At 36.2% G+C, this 20879-nt stretch carries 16 protein-coding genes; 3 read left to right on the top strand and 13 right to left on the bottom strand.

The window, feature by feature from the left end; genetic code table 11:
• The 12 genes from OL225_RS21365 to lpxB form a co-directional block, all read right to left on the bottom strand.
• Nucleotides 1–2210: fibronectin type III domain-containing protein (locus tag OL225_RS21365; protein WP_264519527.1), on the bottom strand; the 2210-nt coding region annotated here is incomplete at its 3' end.
• Nucleotides 2211–2377: 167 nt separating this feature from the next.
• Nucleotides 2378–5380, bottom strand: a complete 3003-nt coding sequence (locus OL225_RS21360) for a reprolysin-like metallopeptidase (protein WP_264519526.1) — start codon at nucleotides 5378–5380, stop codon at nucleotides 2378–2380.
• A 180-nt stretch (nucleotides 5381–5560) separates the two neighbouring features.
• Nucleotides 5561–6226, bottom strand: a complete 666-nt coding sequence (locus tag OL225_RS21355; RefSeq protein WP_047373496.1) for a DUF6048 family protein — start codon at nucleotides 6224–6226, stop codon at nucleotides 5561–5563.
• Nucleotides 6192–6668, bottom strand: a complete 477-nt coding sequence (locus tag OL225_RS21350; protein ID WP_047373497.1) for a DUF6452 family protein — start codon at nucleotides 6666–6668, stop codon at nucleotides 6192–6194. The genes OL225_RS21355 and OL225_RS21350 overlap by 35 nt, the downstream gene beginning before the upstream one ends.
• Before the next feature lie 78 nt (nucleotides 6669–6746).
• Complete coding sequence (gene rlmD / locus OL225_RS21345) at nucleotides 6747–8159, bottom strand: 23S rRNA (uracil(1939)-C(5))-methyltransferase RlmD (RefSeq protein WP_264519525.1); 1413 nt, start codon at nucleotides 8157–8159, stop codon at nucleotides 6747–6749.
• Between the two features lie 107 nt (nucleotides 8160–8266).
• The gene (locus OL225_RS21340; protein ID WP_047373499.1) at nucleotides 8267–9808 is read right to left on the bottom strand and encodes a TlpA family protein disulfide reductase; all 1542 of its coding nucleotides are present in this window, start codon (nucleotides 9806–9808) and stop codon (nucleotides 8267–8269) included.
• A 309-nt stretch (nucleotides 9809–10117) separates the two neighbouring features.
• Nucleotides 10118–10885: a succinate dehydrogenase/fumarate reductase iron-sulfur subunit gene (locus tag OL225_RS21335; RefSeq protein WP_002976316.1), complete on the bottom strand. Its 768-nt coding sequence runs from the start codon at nucleotides 10883–10885 to the stop codon at nucleotides 10118–10120.
• Nucleotides 10886–10908: 23 nt separating this feature from the next.
• Nucleotides 10909–12921 (bottom strand): fumarate reductase/succinate dehydrogenase flavoprotein subunit, encoded by a 2013-nt coding sequence (locus OL225_RS21330; RefSeq protein WP_264519524.1) that lies wholly within the window; start codon nucleotides 12919–12921, stop codon nucleotides 10909–10911.
• Nucleotides 12922–12936: 15 nt separating this feature from the next.
• Nucleotides 12937–13599 (bottom strand): succinate dehydrogenase cytochrome b subunit, encoded by a 663-nt coding sequence (locus tag OL225_RS21325; protein ID WP_047373501.1) that lies wholly within the window; start codon nucleotides 13597–13599, stop codon nucleotides 12937–12939.
• Nucleotides 13600–13744: 145 nt separating this feature from the next.
• The gene (locus OL225_RS21320) at nucleotides 13745–15517 is read right to left on the bottom strand and encodes a ComEC/Rec2 family competence protein (protein ID WP_264519523.1); all 1773 of its coding nucleotides are present in this window, start codon (nucleotides 15515–15517) and stop codon (nucleotides 13745–13747) included.
• Between the two features lie 145 nt (nucleotides 15518–15662).
• Nucleotides 15663–16751, bottom strand: coding sequence for a glycoside hydrolase family 99 protein (locus tag OL225_RS21315; RefSeq protein WP_264519522.1), 1089 nt, complete (start codon nucleotides 16749–16751; stop codon nucleotides 15663–15665).
• A 40-nt stretch (nucleotides 16752–16791) separates the two neighbouring features.
• A complete protein-coding gene (gene lpxB / locus OL225_RS21310; protein ID WP_264519521.1) occupies nucleotides 16792–17895 on the bottom strand; it encodes a lipid-A-disaccharide synthase in 1104 nt (367 codons plus the stop codon).
• 78 nt (nucleotides 17896–17973) lie between these two features.
• On the opposite strand from lpxB, the gene OL225_RS21305 reads away from it, so the two are divergent.
• The 3 genes from OL225_RS21305 (at nucleotide 17974) to OL225_RS21295 (ending at nucleotide 20481) form a co-directional block, all read left to right on the top strand.
• Nucleotides 17974–18483 carry a DUF2480 family protein gene (locus OL225_RS21305; RefSeq protein WP_047373505.1) on the top strand — a complete coding sequence of 170 codons (510 nt, stop codon included), beginning with the start codon at nucleotides 17974–17976 and terminating at the stop codon, nucleotides 18481–18483.
• Nucleotide 18484: 1 nt separating this feature from the next.
• Complete coding sequence (locus tag OL225_RS21300; protein WP_264519520.1) at nucleotides 18485–19744, top strand: DUF2723 domain-containing protein; 1260 nt, start codon at nucleotides 18485–18487, stop codon at nucleotides 19742–19744.
• A gap of 80 nt (nucleotides 19745–19824) precedes the next feature.
• The gene (locus tag OL225_RS21295) at nucleotides 19825–20481 is read left to right on the top strand and encodes a DUF937 domain-containing protein (protein WP_264519519.1); all 657 of its coding nucleotides are present in this window, start codon (nucleotides 19825–19827) and stop codon (nucleotides 20479–20481) included.
• Nucleotides 20482–20541: 60 nt separating this feature from the next.
• Here OL225_RS21295 and OL225_RS21290 read toward each other — a convergent pair whose 3' ends face one another.
• The gene (locus tag OL225_RS21290) at nucleotides 20542–20661 is read right to left on the bottom strand and encodes a 30S ribosomal protein THX (protein WP_065119703.1); all 120 of its coding nucleotides are present in this window, start codon (nucleotides 20659–20661) and stop codon (nucleotides 20542–20544) included.
• Nucleotides 20662–20879: the final 218 nt, after the last annotated feature.

Genomic DNA, 20879 nt, shown 5'->3' with positions numbered 1-20879 from the left:
GCAGTAGTTGCACCAATATTATTTACTGTAATATTCGTTGGAGGAGCTGTTGAACATGGTTGAGAATCTACAAATTTCACTGCATAATCCTCTACTTCTCCCTGACTAAATGTTCCGCAAGGGGTAGCGTTATCAAAATATCTCATTACGACACGCATACGGGTAGGAAGGTTTCCTGTATATACATTTCCACTCGCTACTGTAGGGACAGCAAAAGTTGCCGTTACCGGAGTAGTTGTATTATAAGTAGTATTCAGAATTCTCTCACTCGTTTCAAATGTTCCGTTTCTGTTAAAGTCTACCCAAGCTGAAACTCCATAAGATGTAGGAGAACCTGGCCAGTATTTGTTTACAGAAATTTTATTATTTGCAGAACCTCTTTCGAATATAACTACTCTTGTAGGGTCTGGAGTGTAATCTTTATAGTTATCCGATCCTGAATTACTCAACATGATAGGAGTATTCGTAGGAGTAACGGTTACATTATTAATATATCCACTAGTAGCACTATTACCTGTAGGACCTGCCGTACAATAAGTAAGAGCCGGAGTTGTAAAGTTTACACTCGGAGAGAATGCTCCTGTAGTACCTCCACAAATAGTAGCTACCTGAACTTCATATGCTGTCTGCTCTAATAATCCTGTAAGTATTTGGTTACTTACCAAAGGTGTATTTACAGCAATCTGCTGCCAAGCACCAGAAGGAGAAACTCTATATCTTACAATATAAGTAGCTCCTGTAGTTGATGTCCAAGTAACGTTAGCGGAAGAAGGAGTTACATTGTTTACCTGAATGTCAGAAGGTGGAGCTGTAGTACACGCTGATAAATCTATTAGTTTAACAGCATAATCCTCAGTTTCACCATAAGAATACGTTCCACAAGCATTAATAGGACTGTATTCATTCATTACAACACGCATTCTGGTAGTTAAGTTCCCAGTATACGCACCACCTGCGGCAGTTGGTATATTGAATGTGGCAGTAACCGGCGTTGTTGTATTACTTGGTGAAGTCAATACTCTTTCAGTAGCTTCAAAAATACCATTACGGTTAAAGTCAATCCAAACTCCTGTTAAGAAGCTATACTGAGAACCTGGCCATGTTTTTACTACAGAAACAGAAGCAGTACCACCTCTTACCAAAGTAACTAATCTTGTAGGATCTGTACTATAATCTGTGTACCCACTTTGATTAGAGTTACTGTTCATTGAAGGAGCTCCTTGTGCATTGACTGTCACCTGGCTTATGTACCCATCAATAAAAGTACTCGTAGCCGCTGAATTACAATAGCTGAGCGCCGGAGTTGTAAAGTTTACACTGGAAGAAAATGCTCCCTGAGTACCTCCACAGACCGTAGCTACCTGAACTTCATACTGGGTTTGTTCTGTTAGTCCAGGAATTGTAGCACTCCCTGAAAGAGGAGCGGTAACATTAATCTGCTGCCATGCGCCTGAAGGTAAACTTCTGTATCTTACTACATAAGTAGAACCTGTAGCCGTATACCAGTTAACAACTGCTGACACTGTGGTTATGTTACTCACAGTAATATTCGTTGGAGGAGCAGTAGTACATGGAGTCAGCTGATGACTTACCAACTGTATTCTGGGAATATCAGAATATCGGTCTGATGCAGAAGGTGGTGAAGCCGGATTTGGGTTTGTAGTATCTTCATAATAAAGAATACCTCTGTTAGCCCCAGCATTATAAGTTCCCCAAGCCGTACCCGGAGAAGAAGAATAACCTGGTGTTTTTTCATTAACAGCAATCGCAAGATTGTCTGTTCCATTCCAAATAAACGGGCTATTCAACTGAAGAGTAACCCAGTTTCCATTTGTTATAGCAGGTAAATCTCCTGCATATACCTGAGTTAAGGAACCTAATGGTATCCAGTTTGTGTTGGACGTAAAGTTATTTTGGGTAGTGTTCCCCATGTAAACAACCCAATCCTTGTAGGAATCCGGAGAATTTGATACGGTGTTTACATAAAACTTTATGGCTGTGATATAGGTCGACGTACCAATGGCAGCCGAAACTTCCGCAGCAGTATAGATCTGCTGGGAATAACTATACCCATAATAGGAACGTATGGGGAGATACACAGAGGTACCCGTTCCTGTCCCGATCTGACCTGCCTGAGCTGAGACTTTGGATACAAAGCCTGTACAGATCAAACAGAGAAACAGAATTAAAGAGGTAAAGAATTTCTTCATAATGTTTTCATTATAATATTAATCATACAAATCTAATCATTTTTTGTTATTAATTTACAGGTACATTTAGGTTTTTTTTGAAAAAACATAACAATATCTCCACTTATGCTTTAAATAAAGAAATCCCCGGGAGCGCCCCGGGGATTTACTATATTTAAAGGTTTTCTTTATTTTTTAATGAATTTAGATTTGAATTGCTCAATTCCTTTATCATCTATTGTAATCACATAACCACCTTTAACTAAAGTTGAAACATTCACTTTTCCATCATTGATATTTCCTCTGTCTACCAATTGTCCAGCAGCACTATAAATTTTATAAGTAGCTTTATCTGAAACTTTAGTAACATTTAGAATATCACTTGCCGGGTTTGGATAAATCTGAATACCATTATTTTTAACAGCAGTTTCAGAAGTAGCAAGGTTACCCGTAATAACTACGTTATAGTCTTCAATTTCTCCATAGTAGAAATTAGTACCGCAAGCAAATGATGCAGGAAGTGAAAGTCCAACATTGGAAGCTCCTACATAGAATAAGATAACTCTCATTCTTAATGCCTGATTTTCTACAGCACTAGCAGGCACTGTAAATGATCCTGAAAACTGAGTTGTCGCAGTACTTACTGTAGGTACACTCAATACAGCTTCATTATCAGCAAAAACACCATCCTTATTAAAATCTATATACACTGCACCTACATCATAAGCACGTGCATTTCCTATGTTAAATGATATAGGATATGTAGAACCTTTTGTCAGATTAACCTGAAGAGCTCCGTTTGTTGTATAATTTGTATATGTAGATGCAGCAGAAGTGTTGTTGATGTTAGCTACAGTTACATTTGAAATATACTCATTATTTGTCAGAAGAGTTGAAGCTGCACAATATACAACAGCCACTGTACTAAAGTTAACAGATGTAGAATATGTTCCCACTGTAGATCCACAAACTAAAGCTACTTGCACTTCATAATTTGTTCCGTCTGTTAATCCGTTTAAGTTTACAGCAGGTACAGTAGTATCAATCTCAGTCCATGTAGTAGTACCTACTTTTCTGTAACGTACTTTATAAGTAGCTCCAGTATAAGCCATCCATGAAATACTTGCTGCTGAACTGTTAACATTACTTACAACAATATTCGTAGGAGCCGCACTGCTGCATGCAGAAAGAGGTCCTATTGTAACAGGTCCAACTGCGTAGAAAACATTACCTATTGAAGAGATTCTTACTTTAATAGTCTGTCCGTTCATTGAAGAAGGGAAAGTAAAGTTTTCAGATCCGTCATTAGGTGTTGAAGCAGCTAATACTGTCCATGTAGTTCCATTATCCGTAGTATAGTCAATTTTAACATTAGCTACATTATAAGGAGCAGCATTTGTATTAGAAACAAGCCACTGAATTGGTGATGGAGTATTCACATCAATATATTGACTTGCTAATTTGAAAGGTCCGTTATCTCCAACAACAATAGTTTGCACACCATAAGAAGTCTGCTGCTGTTGAACATTTGGATTATTATCTCTTACTGTAACAGCAAAGTTTGTAGTTCTTGCCACTGTTGAAACAGCTTCCCAGGTATTATTTGCATTATTTAATACACCATTCATCACAGAAGTAAAGCTAGGGAAATATCTTGTTGGGCTAGTTCCTGTTGACTTAGATCTGAATGATGCACCAGTACTAGTGTTACCTAAGTTATTTTTATTAATAACAACAGCAGCATCATCTACTTCTTCCCAAACATAAGAAAGAGGATCGTTTTCAGCATCTGTTGCAGAAGCTGTTAATACAAATGCAGTTCCTCTTGGAATATTATACGTTGGTAAAGCAGCAATTACAGCCGGGTTGTTTGTTATAGTAGTTTCTACATCACAAGTTTTATCAATTAAATTCTCTTGAATCTGATCAATACTTGCAATATGGAAATAAGCATCAGAGTGAGGTTGAACATCATAAGTAGGTCCTGTTATACCTGCGTATCCCATGATAGTAGACCCAGAACCTGGTTCCATGTTTACCCCTGACCCTTCAAGACTATGAGCGAATGTATGGTTTGCTCCCAACTGGTGTCCCATTTCGTGAGCTACATAATCGATATCAAAATTATCTCCGGATGGAGGATATGTAGCAGATGGATTTACACTTCCTGTAGCAGGAGATGTAATCCCTGAACCTTTTCCTTCTGGTTCATCAATAGTAGGGCTGATACAAACGCAACCAATACAGCCTGCGTTTCCTCCTCCTCCTGAAGCACCAAATAAATGTCCGATATCATAATTCCCTTCTCCAACAACTGTTGTCAATTGATTTTGCAACTCAGTATTCCATGTACCTGGAGGCGCTGATGCACTTGTAACAGTTGCATATGGGTCTGTAGCTGGATTAGAAAAAATAAGAGCCGGATAATTCAATACATTCAAATGTAACGCAAAGTCTTTTTCAAATACTCCGTTTACTCTTGACATCGTATTGTTTACCTGCGCCCATGCTCCTGCAACACCTCCAAAGAACTGAGTATACTCACCTGTAACAGACATTGCCAATCTCATTGTTCTGTATTTCTTATCAGAATTTTTAGCAAAGCTTGTCGGTTGGTTAGCAAAAGATTGTCCTTTTTTTAATAAGGTATTTATTTGTTTTTTAGCCGCAGGGCTTTCTTCAGTTGAGCATATAAATCCATTTGGATTTTTCATCGTTTTAGGATGCACGGCATATACGCTCTTATCAGACATTAAAGGTTCAATGAATTCATATTTATCTCCATCTATAATCATAGACTGAAGTTCATTTGGAGAAACACTGAATCTTAAATACTTACTAGGATCCTTAACACTTGTTCCCACATAGGAACCCAGCTCATACTGATCGGCAATTTCTTTTGCCAAAACAGGAAAGCTAAATACTTTGAATTGTTCGATCTTCCCATCTACAGTTGGAAGAGAAATAATCACGGGAGCTGCATTTGGCCCCATCTCTTGAGCATTTTTCAATTGAGATCTTAGTAAAGCTAAATCTAATTTATAATACCCGTCTTCTCTTACGCCAGATTTCTCTGTCGTAAAAGTCCCTCTTTTTTTGTTGTCTACTTTATTAAATGAAGTAGGAGTCCATTGTCCAAACGCTGCTCCACCTATTAAAGTACACACTAAGGCAGTAAATACTCTTTTCATAAATTAAAACACAATTATAATTTTTGCCAAATATAACTATTTTATAAATCTTATGGGTAAAATAAGTTTATATTTTTCAACATAATACACTTATCAACGATATCTATTAAAAAAAATACAAACTTTAGAATAATCTAAAGTTTGTATTTTATATATTTTAAACGGTAAGAAATAATATTTCTAAAACTTATACGCAATATTCCATGCAAATCCCATATTGAATTTTGAAGAACTTCTTCCGAAGCCCGGAACGATCATAGGAGAAATATCGTCCTGCTTGGAAGTGTATACCATATATCTTGGCTGAAGATTTACATCAATGTAGAAATTAGAATTAAATAATTGTACTCTGCCCCCCAGCGTACCTTCCAGCCAAAAAGACGACTGTGATGACGATGGAAAGGCTTCAGAAGAATTACTTCCCCCAAATCCACGAACAGGAATTGCCATATACTCCTGATTATAAAATGATCCTGCAACTTTTCCTCCGGCATAAAATCCGTTGAATTCATTCTCTGCATCTTTTGCCAACATATAGAATGCTCCCAGCTTCACAAAAGGGCCACTTGCTTTCGCATCATAACCATTCTTCTGATACACATTCTTTTCAAAACCTGCCTCTGCAATAGCATGGATATTTCCTTTTATCTTTGAAGAAATAAATCCCTGATATAATTTTCTGTCAGAAAAAAAACCGGCTCCGGTATTCAGTACATCAAGGCCAACCATAAAATTGGGTTCATATTTCTCATGAACCTTCTTCTCTGCTTCCTTTTTTTTGTCTTGTGCCCAGCTTATTATTCCCAATAAACTAAAAAGAAAGGTAAAGATTAGTCTTGTCTTCATTCTCTATTTGATTTTGTCCGGCTTCCAGTTTCTGAACAGGATTCGGAGTTACTAATTCTGAACTTAAATTCTCGTAAGATTTTTTGATTCCGCATCCGGGAGAAACATATGTTGACTTCGTACTGTAATTAATCCTTACTTTAGATTCTGCCCCATTATAGGTAAGCTTAAAATAAACGTCCGTATAAGGCGAATTATCTACACGTAAAGGAATTAATCGAGAATCAATTTTTGCAAGTTTTCCCAGATCCACTTTTCCTGCTCCATAATCTACTGCTACATATAGTGTATCCAGCGTCTTCTCTTTTCCAGTATCCAGTGATCTGAAAGCCACCTTCATTCTGGGAGTTCCTTCTCCACTTTCGCAAATATCATCATCTCCTCCACAGGAAAAAAGCATTCCTAAAAAGCAGATTGCTATGAGAAATTTAAAGTATTTCATCTGTATATTTTTATTTTTTTATTTAGTCAGATGGAACTGTCGTTTTATATTAAGATTTGAATCTCAAATTTAAATAAATTATTTTTTAATCAATAATGCTATGTTCTCTACATGGTGCGTTTGTGGGAACATATCTACAGGAAGAATCTTTACCAAAGTATAGTGATCTTTCATCAAAGCAAGGTCTCTTGCCTGTGTTGCTGAATTACAGCTTACATAAACTACTTTTTCCGGTGAAAGCTTTAAGATCTGCTCTACTACTTTCTGGTGCATCCCGTCTCTTGGCGGGTCTGTAATTAATACGTCTGCTTTTGGATGATTTTCTAAAAACTCGTCATTAAAGACGTTTTTCATATCTCCACAATAGAAAGTTGTATTCGTTAAACCATTCAATTCAGCATGTTCGATTGCTGCATCGATTGCTTCCTGTACAGATTCTATCCCGATTACCTGTTTTGCATTTCTTGCTACATACTGAGCAATGGTTCCTGTTCCTGTATAAAGGTCATACACTACTTCGTCCCCTTTAAGATCTGCAAATTCCAATGTTTTTCTGTATAATTCCAATGCCTGTTTGTAGTTGGTCTGGAAGAATGATTTCGGCCCAATCTTAAACTTCAGTCCATCCATTTCTTCCATAAGATAACCTTCTCCAAAATATACATTGATATTTAAATCATAAATGGAATCATTCTGCTTAGGATTAATAGCATATACTAATGTTTTAATCTGCGGGAATTTTTCTAATAAGAATTCAAAAAGTTTTTCTCTGTTTTCTTTTTCTTCTCTGTAAAGCTGGAAAAGAACCATCCATTCTCCTTTGGAGTTTTGTCTCATCATCAAGGTTCTTAAAAAACCTTCCTGATTTCTTACATCAAAGAAATCCAGACCGTTATTTACTCCATATTCTTTTACAGCCAGTCTTATTGCATTGGAAGGGTCTTCCTGAAGAAAACACTCTTTCAAATCAAGAATTTTGCTCCACATTCCAGGAATATGGAATCCTAAAGCATCTTTGCTACCGAAGTTTTCTTCAGAACTGATTTCATATTGAGTAAGCCATCTTGCGTTTGAGAAGGAGAACTCCATTTTATTTCTATAAAAATACTGTTCTTCAGCTCCTAGGATTGATACGGTCTCGAAGTCATCAATTCCTCCGATTCTTTTGATATTATTATATACTTCTTCCTGTTTGAAATCAAGCTGTTTTTCGTAGCTCATGTTCTGCCATTTGCATCCTCCACAAGTTCCGAAATGAACACATTTTGGGTCAACTCTGTAAGGTGATTTTTCAAGAACTTCAACTGCTTCGCCTTCATAATATTTTGACTTCGCCTTTTTCACTCTTACATTCACAATATCTCCAGGAATTGCGCCTGTAACCATTACCGCTTTTCCTTCTTCTGTCTTTCCTATTGCCACACCTTTTGCTCCGGCAGTTAATAGCTTTATATTTTCAAGAATTAAATCTCTTTTTTTCTTCCTACTCATTCTAAAATTTTCTATTTTCCTAATTGAAACTTTACGCTTCAGTTTGCAAAAATACAATAAAAAAAACCTTATCCGAAGATAAGGTTTCTATACTGTGTTAAAGTTTATTATTTTGTTGGAGCAGGCTGTGGATTTGCAGGCTGTGGAGCTTGCTGCATTGCAGATGGATCAAGCTGTAATTGCGGCTGCATTTGTGCATTCGGCTCTACTTTTGGAGCTGAAAGACCTGTTTGTTTATCAAGAATAGTTACTAATTCCTGCTCACCAAGGTTTACGAATGATCTGCTGGCAATTTTACCGTCTTTATCAATGATTACAAAGCAAGGTAACTTGAATCCGTATACACCATATTTCTTAGCGATATCAGAGTTAAGACCTCCTTCTCCATAAACGTTCACTCCCTGAATTCCTTTTAAAAGAGAGTTGCTTGTTTTAATGAACTGATCTTTTGTATCGTCTACGTTTACAAATACAAAGTTCATTTTGGATTTATAGAAGTTTACTACTTCTTTTAATACTGGTACTGTAGCTTCACTGATGTAAGGATTCCATGAAGCGTAGAAGAACAGCATATAAGGTTTTCCTTTGTTTTCAGAAAGTTTATAAGCTTTTCCATCCTGCTTTGATACAGCTGCTTCAGGAGCTGCATCTCCGATTTTAAGTCCAGTAATAGCTACCTGCATTTTTAAAAGGTCACTTTTAATGGTAGCATCTTTAATATCTGAATCAATGATTTTTTTAATTTTGTCAATGTTTGCAGCCGGAGTTGTAGGATGAATATCCGCCTGAGCCATTACAAATGCCAAAAGATAATCTTTTGCAGTCTGAGATAAATCTTTCTTTGTTTTTAAATACTGAGCAAACATCTCAGAAGTTGTAATTCCTGTTTTTCCTTTGCTGTTTGCTTCTGCATACTTCTGGAAATCCGGAGTCATTTTTACAAGAAGATATTGTCTGTAAAGCGGGATTGTTTTCACCATCGCTTCTTTGTCAGTTTCTAACTGGGTTTCGTAATCTTTGAAAGCTTTAGAAGCCTTGTAAGACGGATTACCAGACATTGGTCCGTGAGACATTTCATAGTTGGCAAGCAAATTAAGAATGGTAACTTTTATATCATTTTTCTTCCACTCAAGAAGCCCTTTGCTTGGACTGTTTTTCTTTGCTAACTCGTCTACGTTTTTATTAATATCAGCTTCAACTTTGTGCATTCCTTTCAAAAATGCAGCTTCGTCTCCGCCCATCAATCCTCCTAAGTTAACTTTGCTACCATAATCTGCCAAGAACTTCATACTTGCCGTAAGGAAATCATTGTTCTTTTTAGCATCTCCGGTAATTACATATTCATTTGGGAAAGTAGCTCCGTTTCCTGAAATATTTACTTTTTGTCCTCCTTCAAGATAGATCAGGTTTTGTCTTCCTGCATAGTTGATCACGTACATTCCATCTTTAGGTGCCTCAAAGCTTCCTGAAAAGTTTCCGTCTTTATCTAAACCTATATTAATCAAAGGCAGGGTTCCTACTCCTGAAGCTTCTACAAATTCAATTCTTTCTAATGATGAGCTTCCAGTAATTTTTCCTTTTACCTCTACTTTTTTTGAACAAGACATCACAAAAGCTGTGATGATAAACAATAAAAGATATTTTTTCATTTCAATTTTTAATATTACACAAAAATACGCTTTTTAGGGCTTGCTAATTCACACTAATTATTTTTTTTAAAAATTTTATTATCACCCTTCAAGAGGGACATTTCAATTATTTTAATTGTCTCTTTTTGAATGGCATGCTGTATTTGAAAGTTTAAAAAAAACGATTCAACAACCCTCCAAATATATACTTATTAAATAAAGAATGACTAAAAACCATCAATAAGTTAACAAACTTTAACAGCGCACTACCATTCATAAAAAAATCGCCTCCAAAAATGAAGGCGATTTTTTTATGTATTTGAATCAATTCTATCCTTGATCTACAAGAGCAGCCATATATTCTCTGTTCATTCTTGCAATGTTTTCAAGAGAAATACCTTTAGGACATTCTACTTCACATGCTCCGGTGTTTGAACAGTTTCCGAATCCTTCTTCGTCCATAGCTTTCACCATGTTCAGAACTCTTCTCTTAGCTTCTACTCTACCTTGAGGAAGTAATGCATACTGAGAAACTTTAGCTCCTACAAATAGCATTGCAGATCCGTTTTTACATGTAGCCACACAAGCTCCACATCCAATACAAGCAGCTGCATCCATGGCTCTGTCTGCATCTTCTTTTGGAACCGGAATTGCGTTAGCATCCAATGTATTCCCGGAAGTATTTACAGAGATAAAACCTCCTGCAGCCATTACTCTGTCAAATGCGCTTCTGTCTACCATCAAGTCTTTGATAACAGGGAAAGCGGCACTTCTCCAAGGTTCAATAACGATAGTTTCTCCATCTTTGAACATTCTCATGTGAAGCTGGCAGGTTGTGATACCTGTATCCGGCCCATGAGCTCTACCATTGATGTAAAGTGAACACATACCGCAGATTCCTTCACGACAGTCGTGGTCAAAGGCGATAGGTTCTTTTCCTTCGTTAATTAAATTTTCGTTCAGGATATCCAGCATCTCCAAGAATGAAGAGTCTGTAGATACATCTGATATTTTATAGGTCTCAAACTGACCTTTAGTTTTACTATTTTTTTGTCTCCAAATTTTCAGCGTAAGATGTAAGCCTTTTTTTGCACTCATAATGTTATATTTTAGGTTGGAGATTATTTATAACTTCTAGTTTTAACCTCGATGTTGTCATATATCAGTTCTTCTTTATGCAATACTTCCGTATTGATATCGTTACCCTGATATTCCCAAGCTCCGACGTATTTGTAATTTACGTCATCTCTTTCCGCTTCTCCGTCCGGAGTTGAATGGTCTTCACGGAAATGTCCACCACAAGATTCGTTTCTGTGTAGTGCATCGATAGCCATTAATTGTCCAAGTTCAAGGAAGTCTGCTACTCTGAATGCTTTTTCAAGCTCAGTGTTCATTCCTTCTCCTTCTCCCGGTACTTTTACATTTTTCCAGAAATCGTTTCTTACTTCTTCAATTTCCTTGATTGCTTCTCTCAATCCTTCAGGAGTTCTTCCCATTCCTACTTTATTCCACATAATATTTCCTAACTGCTTGTGGAAATGGTCTACAGAATGAGTTCCTTTATTGTTTAAGAAGAAATCAATTTTTTCTTTAATTCCTTTTTCAGCCTCGTCAAACGCTCCTGAATTGGTAGGAATAGCTCCTGTTCTGATATCGGCAGAAAGATAATCTGCAATCGTGTAAGGAAGTACGAAATATCCGTCAGCAAGACCTTGCATCAATGCAGAAGCACCAAGTCTGTTGGCTCCGTGATCTGAGAAGTTAGCTTCACCAATTACGAAACATCCAGGAATCGTAGACTGAAGGTTGTAATCAACCCATACACCACCCATTGTATAGTGAACTGCAGGATAGATCTTCATTGGAGTTTTATAAGGATCATCAGCAGTAATCTTTTCGTACATTACGAATAAGTTACCATATTTCTCCTCTACCCAGCTCTTACCTAAATCGTAGATCTGCTGATCTGTTGGATTATGAATATGTTTTTCGATAGCGGACTCTTTACCTTTTTTCATGATCTCTGTAGAGAAATCAAGGTAAACTCCTTCCTGAGTATCATTATTTTCGATTCCGAATCCAGCGTCACATCTTTCCTTAGCTGCTCTTGAAGCAACGTCTCTAGGTACAAGGTTACCAAACGCAGGGTATCTTCTTTCTAAATAGTAATCTCTATCTTCTTCTTTAATATTTTCTGGCCTTAATTTTCCTTCTCTGATGGCTACTGAATCTTCAATTTTCTTAGGAACCCAGATTCTTCCGGAGTTTCTTAATGATTCAGACATCAAAGTCAGTTTAGACTGCTGAGTTCCGTGAACCGGAATACAAGTCGGGTGAATCTGTACGTAGCAAGGGTTTGCGAAATAAGCTCCTTTTTTGTGAATTTTCCATGCTGCAGAAACGTTTGATCCCATTGCATTGGTAGAAAGGAAATATACGTTTCCGTATCCTCCTGAAGCAATTACTACGGCGTGAGCAGAGTGTCTTTCGATTTCACCTGTTACAAGGTTTCTTGCGATAATTCCTCTTGCTTTTCCGTCAACAATTACAAGGTCAAGCATTTCATGACGGTTGTACATCTTGATTCTTCCTTTACCGATCTGGCGGCTCATTGCAGAATATGCTCCTAATAATAACTGCTGTCCTGTTTGTCCTTTTGCGTAGAAAGTTCTTTTTACCTGAACCCCACCAAATGAACGGTTATCTAACTGACCGCCGTAATCTCTCCCGAAAGGTACCCCTTGGGAAACACACTGGTCAATAATATTTGCAGAAACTTCAGCTAATCTGTAAACGTTGGCCTCTCTTGCTCTATAGTCACCACCTTTAATGGTATCATAGAATAATCTGTAAGTAGAGTCACCGTCTCCCTGATAATTCTTAGCTGCGTTGATTCCCCCTTGAGCAGCAATAGAGTGCGCTCTTCTTGGAGAATCCTGATAGCAGAATGCTTTTACATTGTATCCCTGCTCAGCCAATGTAGCTGCAGCAGAACCTCCTGCCAAACCTGTACCTACAACAATAATATCAATCTTATCTCTGTTGTTTGGTGCAACAAGGTTCATATGGTCTTTATGATTTTTCCACTTGTCTTTAAGAGGACCCGCTGGAATTCTTGAATCTAATTTACTCATACTAGTATATTGATATTATTGAGTTATAAAATGAAAAACTGCAACGATGATAAATCCTGCAGGAATAAGGATTGAATACCATGTCCCGAAAGCTTTGATCACCGGCGTATATTTTGGATGTCTTGCTCCGATAGACTGGAATGAAGACTGGAATCCGTGAGCTAAGTGTAATCCTAATAGAACAAAAGAGATCACATACAAAGCCACTCTCCAAAGATCAGCAAACTTCTCATGAAGTTCCGGCCAGAAACGTTCTGCATCCGGAGTCAATCCTTCTACATACTTGTAATTGATTTCATGCAGCCAGAAATCATATAAGTGAAGCGCCAGGAACGCTAAGATAACAGCTCCGGAAATAATCATATTTCTGGACATCCATGAAGAATTCACCGATGCGTTGTTAGCTGCATACTTTACCGGACGCGCTTTATTATTCTTGATTTCAAGCACAAATCCCATAATGAAATGGAAAATTACTGCAAAACCAAGAATAGGCTGCATTAAGAACTGCACAAAAGGATTATAGCCCATGAAGTCTGATGCAGTATTGAATGCATCCTTGTTCAGAACTGATAACAAATTGGTCGTCAAATGCAGTATAAGAAAAATCAGCAAAAATAGAGCTGATAATGCCATAGCATATTTTCTACCTATCGTAGAACTCGTTAAACCTGCCATATAAGTTTAAATTTGAATTTCTACAAAATTAAGAAAGTTTAACAATATCGAAAAGTGAGAAATCTCACAATTAGGCAGTTTGTAATGTTTCTAAATAAGAATTTCATACATTATAGATACGGGAAAACACATAAATTATAAAGCATTATTTAAGATCATAAACCCGGTCTCGGAAAACCACTTTCTGAGAGGATGAAGAAAAGGATTTTATTTCAAAATAATCCACTCTTCTTGATGAACAATAGGGATTTATAATATACCGTAGAACTTTTACTTTATCTTCCATATCAGAAACCCAAAAACAGATTTTTTCACCATTTTTTATCGAAAAAATTTTGCTTTTACCTAAAGAATAAATCAACACCTCTTCTTTCTCATTTTCAAAGACATTGCTTCCGGTTCTTACGATCAAAAATACAATTATAGCCATTATTAACCTCATAGAATTTTTGAAGTTAAACTTTAATATGAACGATCTTAATAAATAGACTACCACTGAAACCGACAGCATTTCAAATCCATTCATAGGAATATTTTCAAAAAACAACAGGTCTGTCTCAGCAAACCAATGAATCATTTCCAAAAGAATCTGAATAACAAAGTCATATACACCATTCAACAAGCCAAAATCAATTCCACAGGCAACGAAAGCTGTCATTATAAATGAGAAAACAATAATTATTTCGGAAAAAGGAACAATAACAAAGTTGGCAATAATGGATATGAATGAAAACTGATGAAAATAATACAGCACCAAAGGAAGTGTTGCCAGCTGCGCAGATAAAGATATTGTAATGGTATTAAACAGAAGTTTTTTAAGATAATGATCCTGTTTCGGAAAATGTTTCAACAGAGGCTGATTCAGCCAATAAATTCCAAGAACCGCTAAAAAGCTAAGCTGAAATCCCACGTCAAAAAACTGCTGTGTATCTCCAATTAAGATAAAAAAAGCGGATAAAGCTAGTGAGTGAAGCAGATCCGGTTTCCGCTGAAGCATTACAAAAATAAAATAGACGCTCAGCATGATACAGGAACGCAAAACCGAATTTCCAAACCCAATAAAAGCAGCAAACAGCCAAATAAAAACCAAGCTTAGAATAACTGCATATTTTCTGAACTGTAAAGGAATAAAACGAATCAGTAAATAGTAGAACATCCCAAAAATAACCACAATATGAGTTCCGGAAATGGCCAGAAAATGGACCAATCCTGACTTATTGAAATCCTGTACAGTAACTGCATCAATCTCTGTACGATCTGCCAGAATGATTCCTTTTAAAAATTCTTTGCTTTTCCGGGACATTACAGTTTTATCAATTTTCTTGAGAACTGTAAATCTATATTGTCGCAGTTGATCTGACAACGTTAAGTCATTTCGTTCTGCAGATACAATTTCATCTGAAATATAAATCTGGTAATCAATGTGCTTTCTTTTGAGATATCGGGTATAATCAAACTGAAAATCATATTGAGGAGCCTTAGGTTGTGTAATATAAGCCTCCGTTTTGTAATAATGAATAAAATCCAGCTCTTTACCATCCTTTGGAACATAAAAAATTGAATTGAAATTTATATTTCCTGCCTGCGCTGTTCCTTCGTATTTTTTATATTTTTCAGTAGTATTTAATTTTTGAGAGATTTTAAAACTAACCGTTTCTTTTTTATTTATCAATACACTGTTTGCCTCTGAATAAGTATTATAGCGATGAAGGATAATTCCTGTTCCAAAGAACAAAAACGCAAGTAAAACAACCTTGATTTTGTGCAGAAAATAAGAGTGAAAACATACTGCAACGAGTACAACCAAGCACATTGCAATTACTGAATAAAATGCAAAGCCTGTCAAAACAAGCTTATCCTGAAAAACAATTCCAAGGATAAAACATATTACGAGAATAAGGAGAGGCTGCTTTTGCAATTTCAATTAATTATCCAGGGAAAATAGATAATTAATCAATGAGATATAATCTCTTGAATAACTAAATAAGTGCTTTGCAGCTTATCAAAAGCATCAACAGAACACTTGATTTTTTGCTGTGAAATTAAAGCTTTAAAGTATGTTATTACTTTTTCAGAAATTTATCCGTCAAACGCTTCGTTTCTTTAATATAAAATAAAGGATCTTTCCCATAATCTTCATATTTGAAATCACCTGATTTTTTAGGGATAGCGGGTTCTATTTGAGTTCCTTCATGCCATTCGTTGAAAGATGTGATACTAATGAAATCCGGATTTACTTTAATGGCAGCATCAAACATCTTTTCGTAATACTTTCCATTGTCTCTGCTTTTGAAATTCGCTTCGTTCCATGGACGTATTCTTGTATCGGAATAACCTGGTCCTACACAAGGAATAAAAATCAGATGATGATCTTTAGCGTAGCTGGCCATGAAATCCCAGTTAGCAGTTGTACTTCCATATACAAACCCTTCGCTGGCAAAATAAGTATAGAAACCATCAAAGCCTGCTGAATCAAAAAACTTCGCATCATCTTTTTCAACCCAAAGCCCGATATAAAGCGCATCCAGGTCTGTATTTCTGACTGTTTTTTTTCCGTTTTTGGATAACATTTCAGCCCATTCTTCTTTAGGAATTTTATAACTGTCATAAACATAAAACAATGGTTTCCCTTCTTTTTTATAGAAAGCGTGATGCTGGGAATAAGTTTTTACAAGATAAGAAAGCTGTTCCTTCAATTCTGAAGTATTTTTATAAAACGGCTCAATGTGGAATGCAATTTTTAAATCAAAACGATCCGCAATATCAAGGTATTTGATAAGACTTTTATCTGTGAATGAATCTTTTCCCAGCCAACTTACTACAACTACTCCTACTCCGGATTCTTTGATCATTTTCATATGTTTTTCAATGATCTTTGTATCATTGGAACTGTAATTTCCCAATGCCGGATAAAAATTAGCTCCGATATCATCTCCACCTTTGTGTTGTCCCAGATTATTCCATTTCGGATTATTCCAATGAGGAAGAATTTCATGGTTCCAATGTTGATAACTTCCATCCGTTGCAGGATTTCCATACCAGCCATAGTAGAATATCTGAACTTGATCCCTTGAGTCGCTCTGCTGAGCAAAGCTTTTCGAGAAAAATAATGTAAATACCAATAATAACAGAAAACGGTTACAATAATTCATAGTTAAAAAGCAGATTAAATTCTCAAAAACCTTAATAAAATTATACTTTTAATATCACCTCAGCAGCATGATCACTGGCTCCTTTTCCTCCCAACTTTTCTCTCAGAAGACTGTAGTCATTCAGAACCTGTGTTCTTTTGTCTCCATCAATAATTTTATTGAGTTCTTCTACCAGGTTTTGGGTATTCAAATCATTTTGAATAAGTTCTTTCACCACTTCCCTGTCCATGATAAGATTAACAAGGGAAATATAATTGATATTTTTTACTAGTCTCTTAGCAATAGCATAGGAAATTTTGCTTCCGCGATAGCAAACCACTTCAGGAATATTCAGTAAAGCGGTTTCCAGCGTAGCTGTTCCTGAAGTGACAAGAGCTGCCTTGGAACATCTCAGCAAATCATAAGTTTTATTGGATACAAAATGAACATTATCATCTACATATTTCTGATAAAACTCTTTAGGAAGACTTGGTGCTCCAGCAATCACAAACTGATAATTTTTAAAATACGGTCTTACAGAAAGCATTATTTCAAGCATCTTTTCCACTTCCTGTTCTCTGGAACCCGGCAAAAGCGCAATGATTTCTTTTTCATTCAGGCCATGCTCCGATTTGAAATTTTCAATATTGATTTCCGGCAGATCTGAAATAGCATCCAGCAATGGATGGCCGACAAAATGGGAATGGACACCATGTTTTCTGTAAAAATCTTCTTCAAAAGGAAGAATGACCATCATTTCATCCACATATTTTTTGATAATCTCTACTCTGCCTTCTTTCCATGCCCAAAGCTGTGGAGAAATATAGTACACTACTTTGATCCCGAGTTCTTTGGCAAATCTGGCAATTCTCAGGTTGAAACCAGGATAATCTACTAAAATCAAAACGTCAGGTCTGTTCTTCTGAATATCCTCTTTACAGAATTTAATATTATTCAGAATGGTTCTGAGATTCATCACCACTTCCAGAAACCCCATAAAAGCAAGGTCACGGTAATGCTTTACCAGTGTTCCGCCCTGAGCTTTCATCAGATCACCACCCCAAAATCTGAACTCCGCATTCGGATCCTTTTGTTTTAAGGCTTTCATCAAGTTGCTTCCATGCAAATCACCTGAAGCTTCTCCTGCAATAATATAATACTTCATTTCTATAGTAAGGATAGAGAACAAATTAAAATAGATATGATCTTAATTCGTAAATTTGTTCAAAGATAATGATAAAAAATGTCAGAAGAATTTGAAATCCGGAATAAAGTTGCCGAAAGCGGCCTTATCAATTTTGATCTTTCCACTTTACTTCCAAAGGGAGAAAGAAAGGGAATTGACCTAAAAGATTTTCTTTTTCAGGAAATGATCCTGAAAGAAAAAGATTTTCGTGAAAAGGTAGAGGCTATAGATACTGAACTATACAAAGACTCATACATATACATTTACAATTCTGTAGATACAATCATCCCGCTTTGGGCTTATTTTGTATTGACAGCAAAACTTACTGATGTTGCCAAAAAAATAGTCTTCGGAAACCGTGAGGATCTTGATGTTATTTTAATGCACAATGCCATTCAGACTCATGATTTTGAGGAGATGAGAGGCAAAAGGGTTCTGGTAAAAGGCTGTTCAGATAAAGATATTCCTGAAAATGCATATATAGAACTGGTAGAACAGTTAAAACCAATTGTAAAATCTCTGATGTTCGGAGAAGCCTGTTCTAATGTGCCGATCATAAAGAACTAATATGAACAAATATCTATCAGCCTTATTTTTGTTTATTATTTTTCTTGGTATCTACTATTTCGGAAGTTTTTCAAAAATTCCTTTTGCCGATTGTGTAGGATTTGTGTTGAGTGCAGAAAAAGGAATATGGGAAACAACTGCTTCAGCAACAAGTCACTTTTTATATATCAATACTGTTATCTTTATTAAAAACCTGGCAGGTATTAATGCTATTGAAGCCAGCCGGTTTCTGGTTATTTCTTCAGGAGCAGCAACAGTTTCTGTTGTTTATCTCACAGTGAAAAGCATTTCAAAAACAGAATGGGCATCACTTGTAGCTGCTTTTGTTTTCGGATTCAGTTTCTCGTTTTGGAGAAATGCGGAGATCGTGGAAGTATATACTTATAACTCCCTGTGGGTAAGCCTTTTTTTCTTTTCAGTTATAAAAAGTTTTATTGAAAAGAAAAGAATTTACATCCTTTTAAGTAGCCTGTTTTTAGGGATCAGCTTATGGGTCCATATTCAAAATATACTGCTAATACCTTCTTTATTAGTTTTTTTATTTTACTTCAGAAATGAAAAGAAATATGCAATGGCTTCACTACTGATTTTTGCAGCATTGTTTAGCTCTTTGTTTATTCTGAATATTTCCCAGGGGCTCCCCTTCAAATCGCCGTATAGCTCTGATCAGGGAACATGGGTGGAAGATTCTTTGAAAAAAAGTACAATTCAGTATGTGAAAGATTTTTTCCAATCTTTTGCCTATCTTATTTATAATTTCAATTTATTTACATTTTTCGGAGTCACAGGTATTCTGCTTTTATACAAGACTAATCAAAAAATGTTTTTTGTTTTTACTGCCGGAGCAGTATGCGTATATGGATTTTCTACGTTTTATGCCGTATCCGATAATTATGTATTCTTTTTACCCTTCAATATTATTTTTGCGTTATCCATTGGGTATGGTCTTTCTTCTGAAAAGTATACCCGTTTAAGAAAATTCTCCTGGGTATGCCTGTTGATTCCTGTGGGCTACTTCGTTTTTTATAAAGTCGCATTTTTAACAGAGAAAGGAAAAGAATTTCATGCAAATAAGGAATACAAAGGCGGTCTGGATTATTATGTTCTTCCATGGATGAATAATAATGTGGGTATTCTGGAGTTCACCATTGATAAAAAGCAAGCACCCGAACCTATAGACTGGATGACAATAAGCGCTGTAGAGTACATAAAGGTGCTAAAAAGCAAAGGTTATACAGAAGAACAGATCAGAAAACTTTAACAATAATTATGAAAGGTGGTCATTTTATGAGGCATATTTTTTGATAACTTTGATTTACTTAATACTAACAAACACAAAAAATGAGTTTAATTGACCTACTTACAGGGAACACAGGCAACCAGGTTGCTGAACAGGCTGAAAACAAATTCGGAATCAGCAAAAATCAGGTAATTGCCCTATTGGCTGTAGCTACCCCTCTCATTATTTCTTATCTTAGAAATAAATCTCAGGACGCTAAAGAAGCCGAAGCTTTAAATAATGCTCTAGATAAAGACCATAACGGAAGTATTTTAAATGACGCTTCTCAGATTGAAGCAAGACAGGCTGAAGGTGGATCTATTCTTGATCATATCTTTGGAGGACAAAAAAGTACTGTTGAAAACCAGCTATCACAAAACACAGGCATTTCAATTGACAAAATAGGTCCTATCCTTGCGATGCTGGCACCTGTAGTAATGGGATACATCGGACAGCAGAAACAACAGAGTAATGTAGGAGCAGGAGGCCTAGGAGATCTTTTAGGAGGAATTCTGGGGAATGCCTCTAATCAGGCTCAAGCTCAACAGTCTAATCCATTGAATGACATTCTTGGAAGTGTATTAGGAAATGGCGGACAATCTCAATCATCAGGAAATCCTCTGAACGATATACTTGGAAGTGTATTGGGTGGTGGTAACCAACAACAAGGTGGCGGCGGTTTAGGCAGCATTCTTGGAAATATTCTTGGAGGTAAATAATTAATTTAATTTTCATAAAAAAAAGACCGGAGAGATGATCTTCGGTCTTTTTTATTTTGGTTATTTTTTAGATTTTTCTTCAGAAGCAGCAAAAGATTTTGAGGCTTTTTTCGGTCTTCTTTTACCATAACTTCCGGAATTGATTTTTCCTCTTCTTGATTTTTTGTCTCCTTTTCCCATAGTAATTATGTATTTGTTAATCACGAATTTAAAAAATACAACTTTAAAATACAAGTAATGAAGCTGTTAAAGTTTTATAAATTAGGAAGAAAGCAGGAAGATGGAGGCTGGAAGTGACGATAAGATTACTATTTCAATTCTCTGTAATCACATCAAAATTTACACTTTATACTTTCTGAGAATGGCTGTTTTTAGATAATTTCAGACCTGTGATACTT

Source organism: Chryseobacterium viscerum, from assembly GCF_025949665.1.
Classification (GTDB): Bacteria; Bacteroidota; Bacteroidia; order Flavobacteriales; family Weeksellaceae; genus Chryseobacterium; species Chryseobacterium viscerum_A.
Note: the sequence above shows the minus strand (reverse complement) of the source record. Positions and strands in the feature narration are given on the sequence as shown.

Bases quoted from the DNA above. Each gene is read 5' to 3' on its own strand.
- OL225_RS21360 (WP_264519526.1), bottom strand. From the start codon at position 5,380: ATGAAAAGAGTATTTACTGCCTTAGTGTGTACTTTAATAGGTGGAGCA.
- OL225_RS21355 (WP_047373496.1), bottom strand. From the start codon at position 6,226: ATGAAGACAAGACTAATCTTTACCTTTCTTTTTAGTTTATTGGGAATA.
- OL225_RS21350 (WP_047373497.1), bottom strand. From the start codon at position 6,668: ATGAAATACTTTAAATTTCTCATAGCAATCTGCTTTTTAGGAATGCTT.
- rlmD (WP_264519525.1), bottom strand. From the start codon at position 8,159: ATGAGTAGGAAGAAAAAAAGAGATTTAATTCTTGAAAATATAAAGCTA.
- OL225_RS21340 (WP_047373499.1), bottom strand. From the start codon at position 9,808: ATGAAAAAATATCTTTTATTGTTTATCATCACAGCTTTTGTGATGTCT.
- OL225_RS21335 (WP_002976316.1), bottom strand. From the start codon at position 10,885: ATGAGTGCAAAAAAAGGCTTACATCTTACGCTGAAAATTTGGAGACAA.
- OL225_RS21330 (WP_264519524.1), bottom strand. From the start codon at position 12,921: ATGAGTAAATTAGATTCAAGAATTCCAGCGGGTCCTCTTAAAGACAAG.
- OL225_RS21325 (WP_047373501.1), bottom strand. From the start codon at position 13,599: ATGGCAGGTTTAACGAGTTCTACGATAGGTAGAAAATATGCTATGGCA.
- OL225_RS21315 (WP_264519522.1), bottom strand. From the start codon at position 16,751: ATGAATTATTGTAACCGTTTTCTGTTATTATTGGTATTTACATTATTT.
- lpxB (WP_264519521.1), bottom strand. From the start codon at position 17,895: ATGAAGTATTATATTATTGCAGGAGAAGCTTCAGGTGATTTGCATGGA.
- OL225_RS21305 (WP_047373505.1), top strand. From the start codon at position 17,974: ATGTCAGAAGAATTTGAAATCCGGAATAAAGTTGCCGAAAGCGGCCTT.
- OL225_RS21300 (WP_264519520.1), top strand. From the start codon at position 18,485: ATGAACAAATATCTATCAGCCTTATTTTTGTTTATTATTTTTCTTGGT.
- OL225_RS21295 (WP_264519519.1), top strand. From the start codon at position 19,825: ATGAGTTTAATTGACCTACTTACAGGGAACACAGGCAACCAGGTTGCT.
- OL225_RS21290 (WP_065119703.1), bottom strand. From the start codon at position 20,661: ATGGGAAAAGGAGACAAAAAATCAAGAAGAGGAAAAATCAATTCCGGA.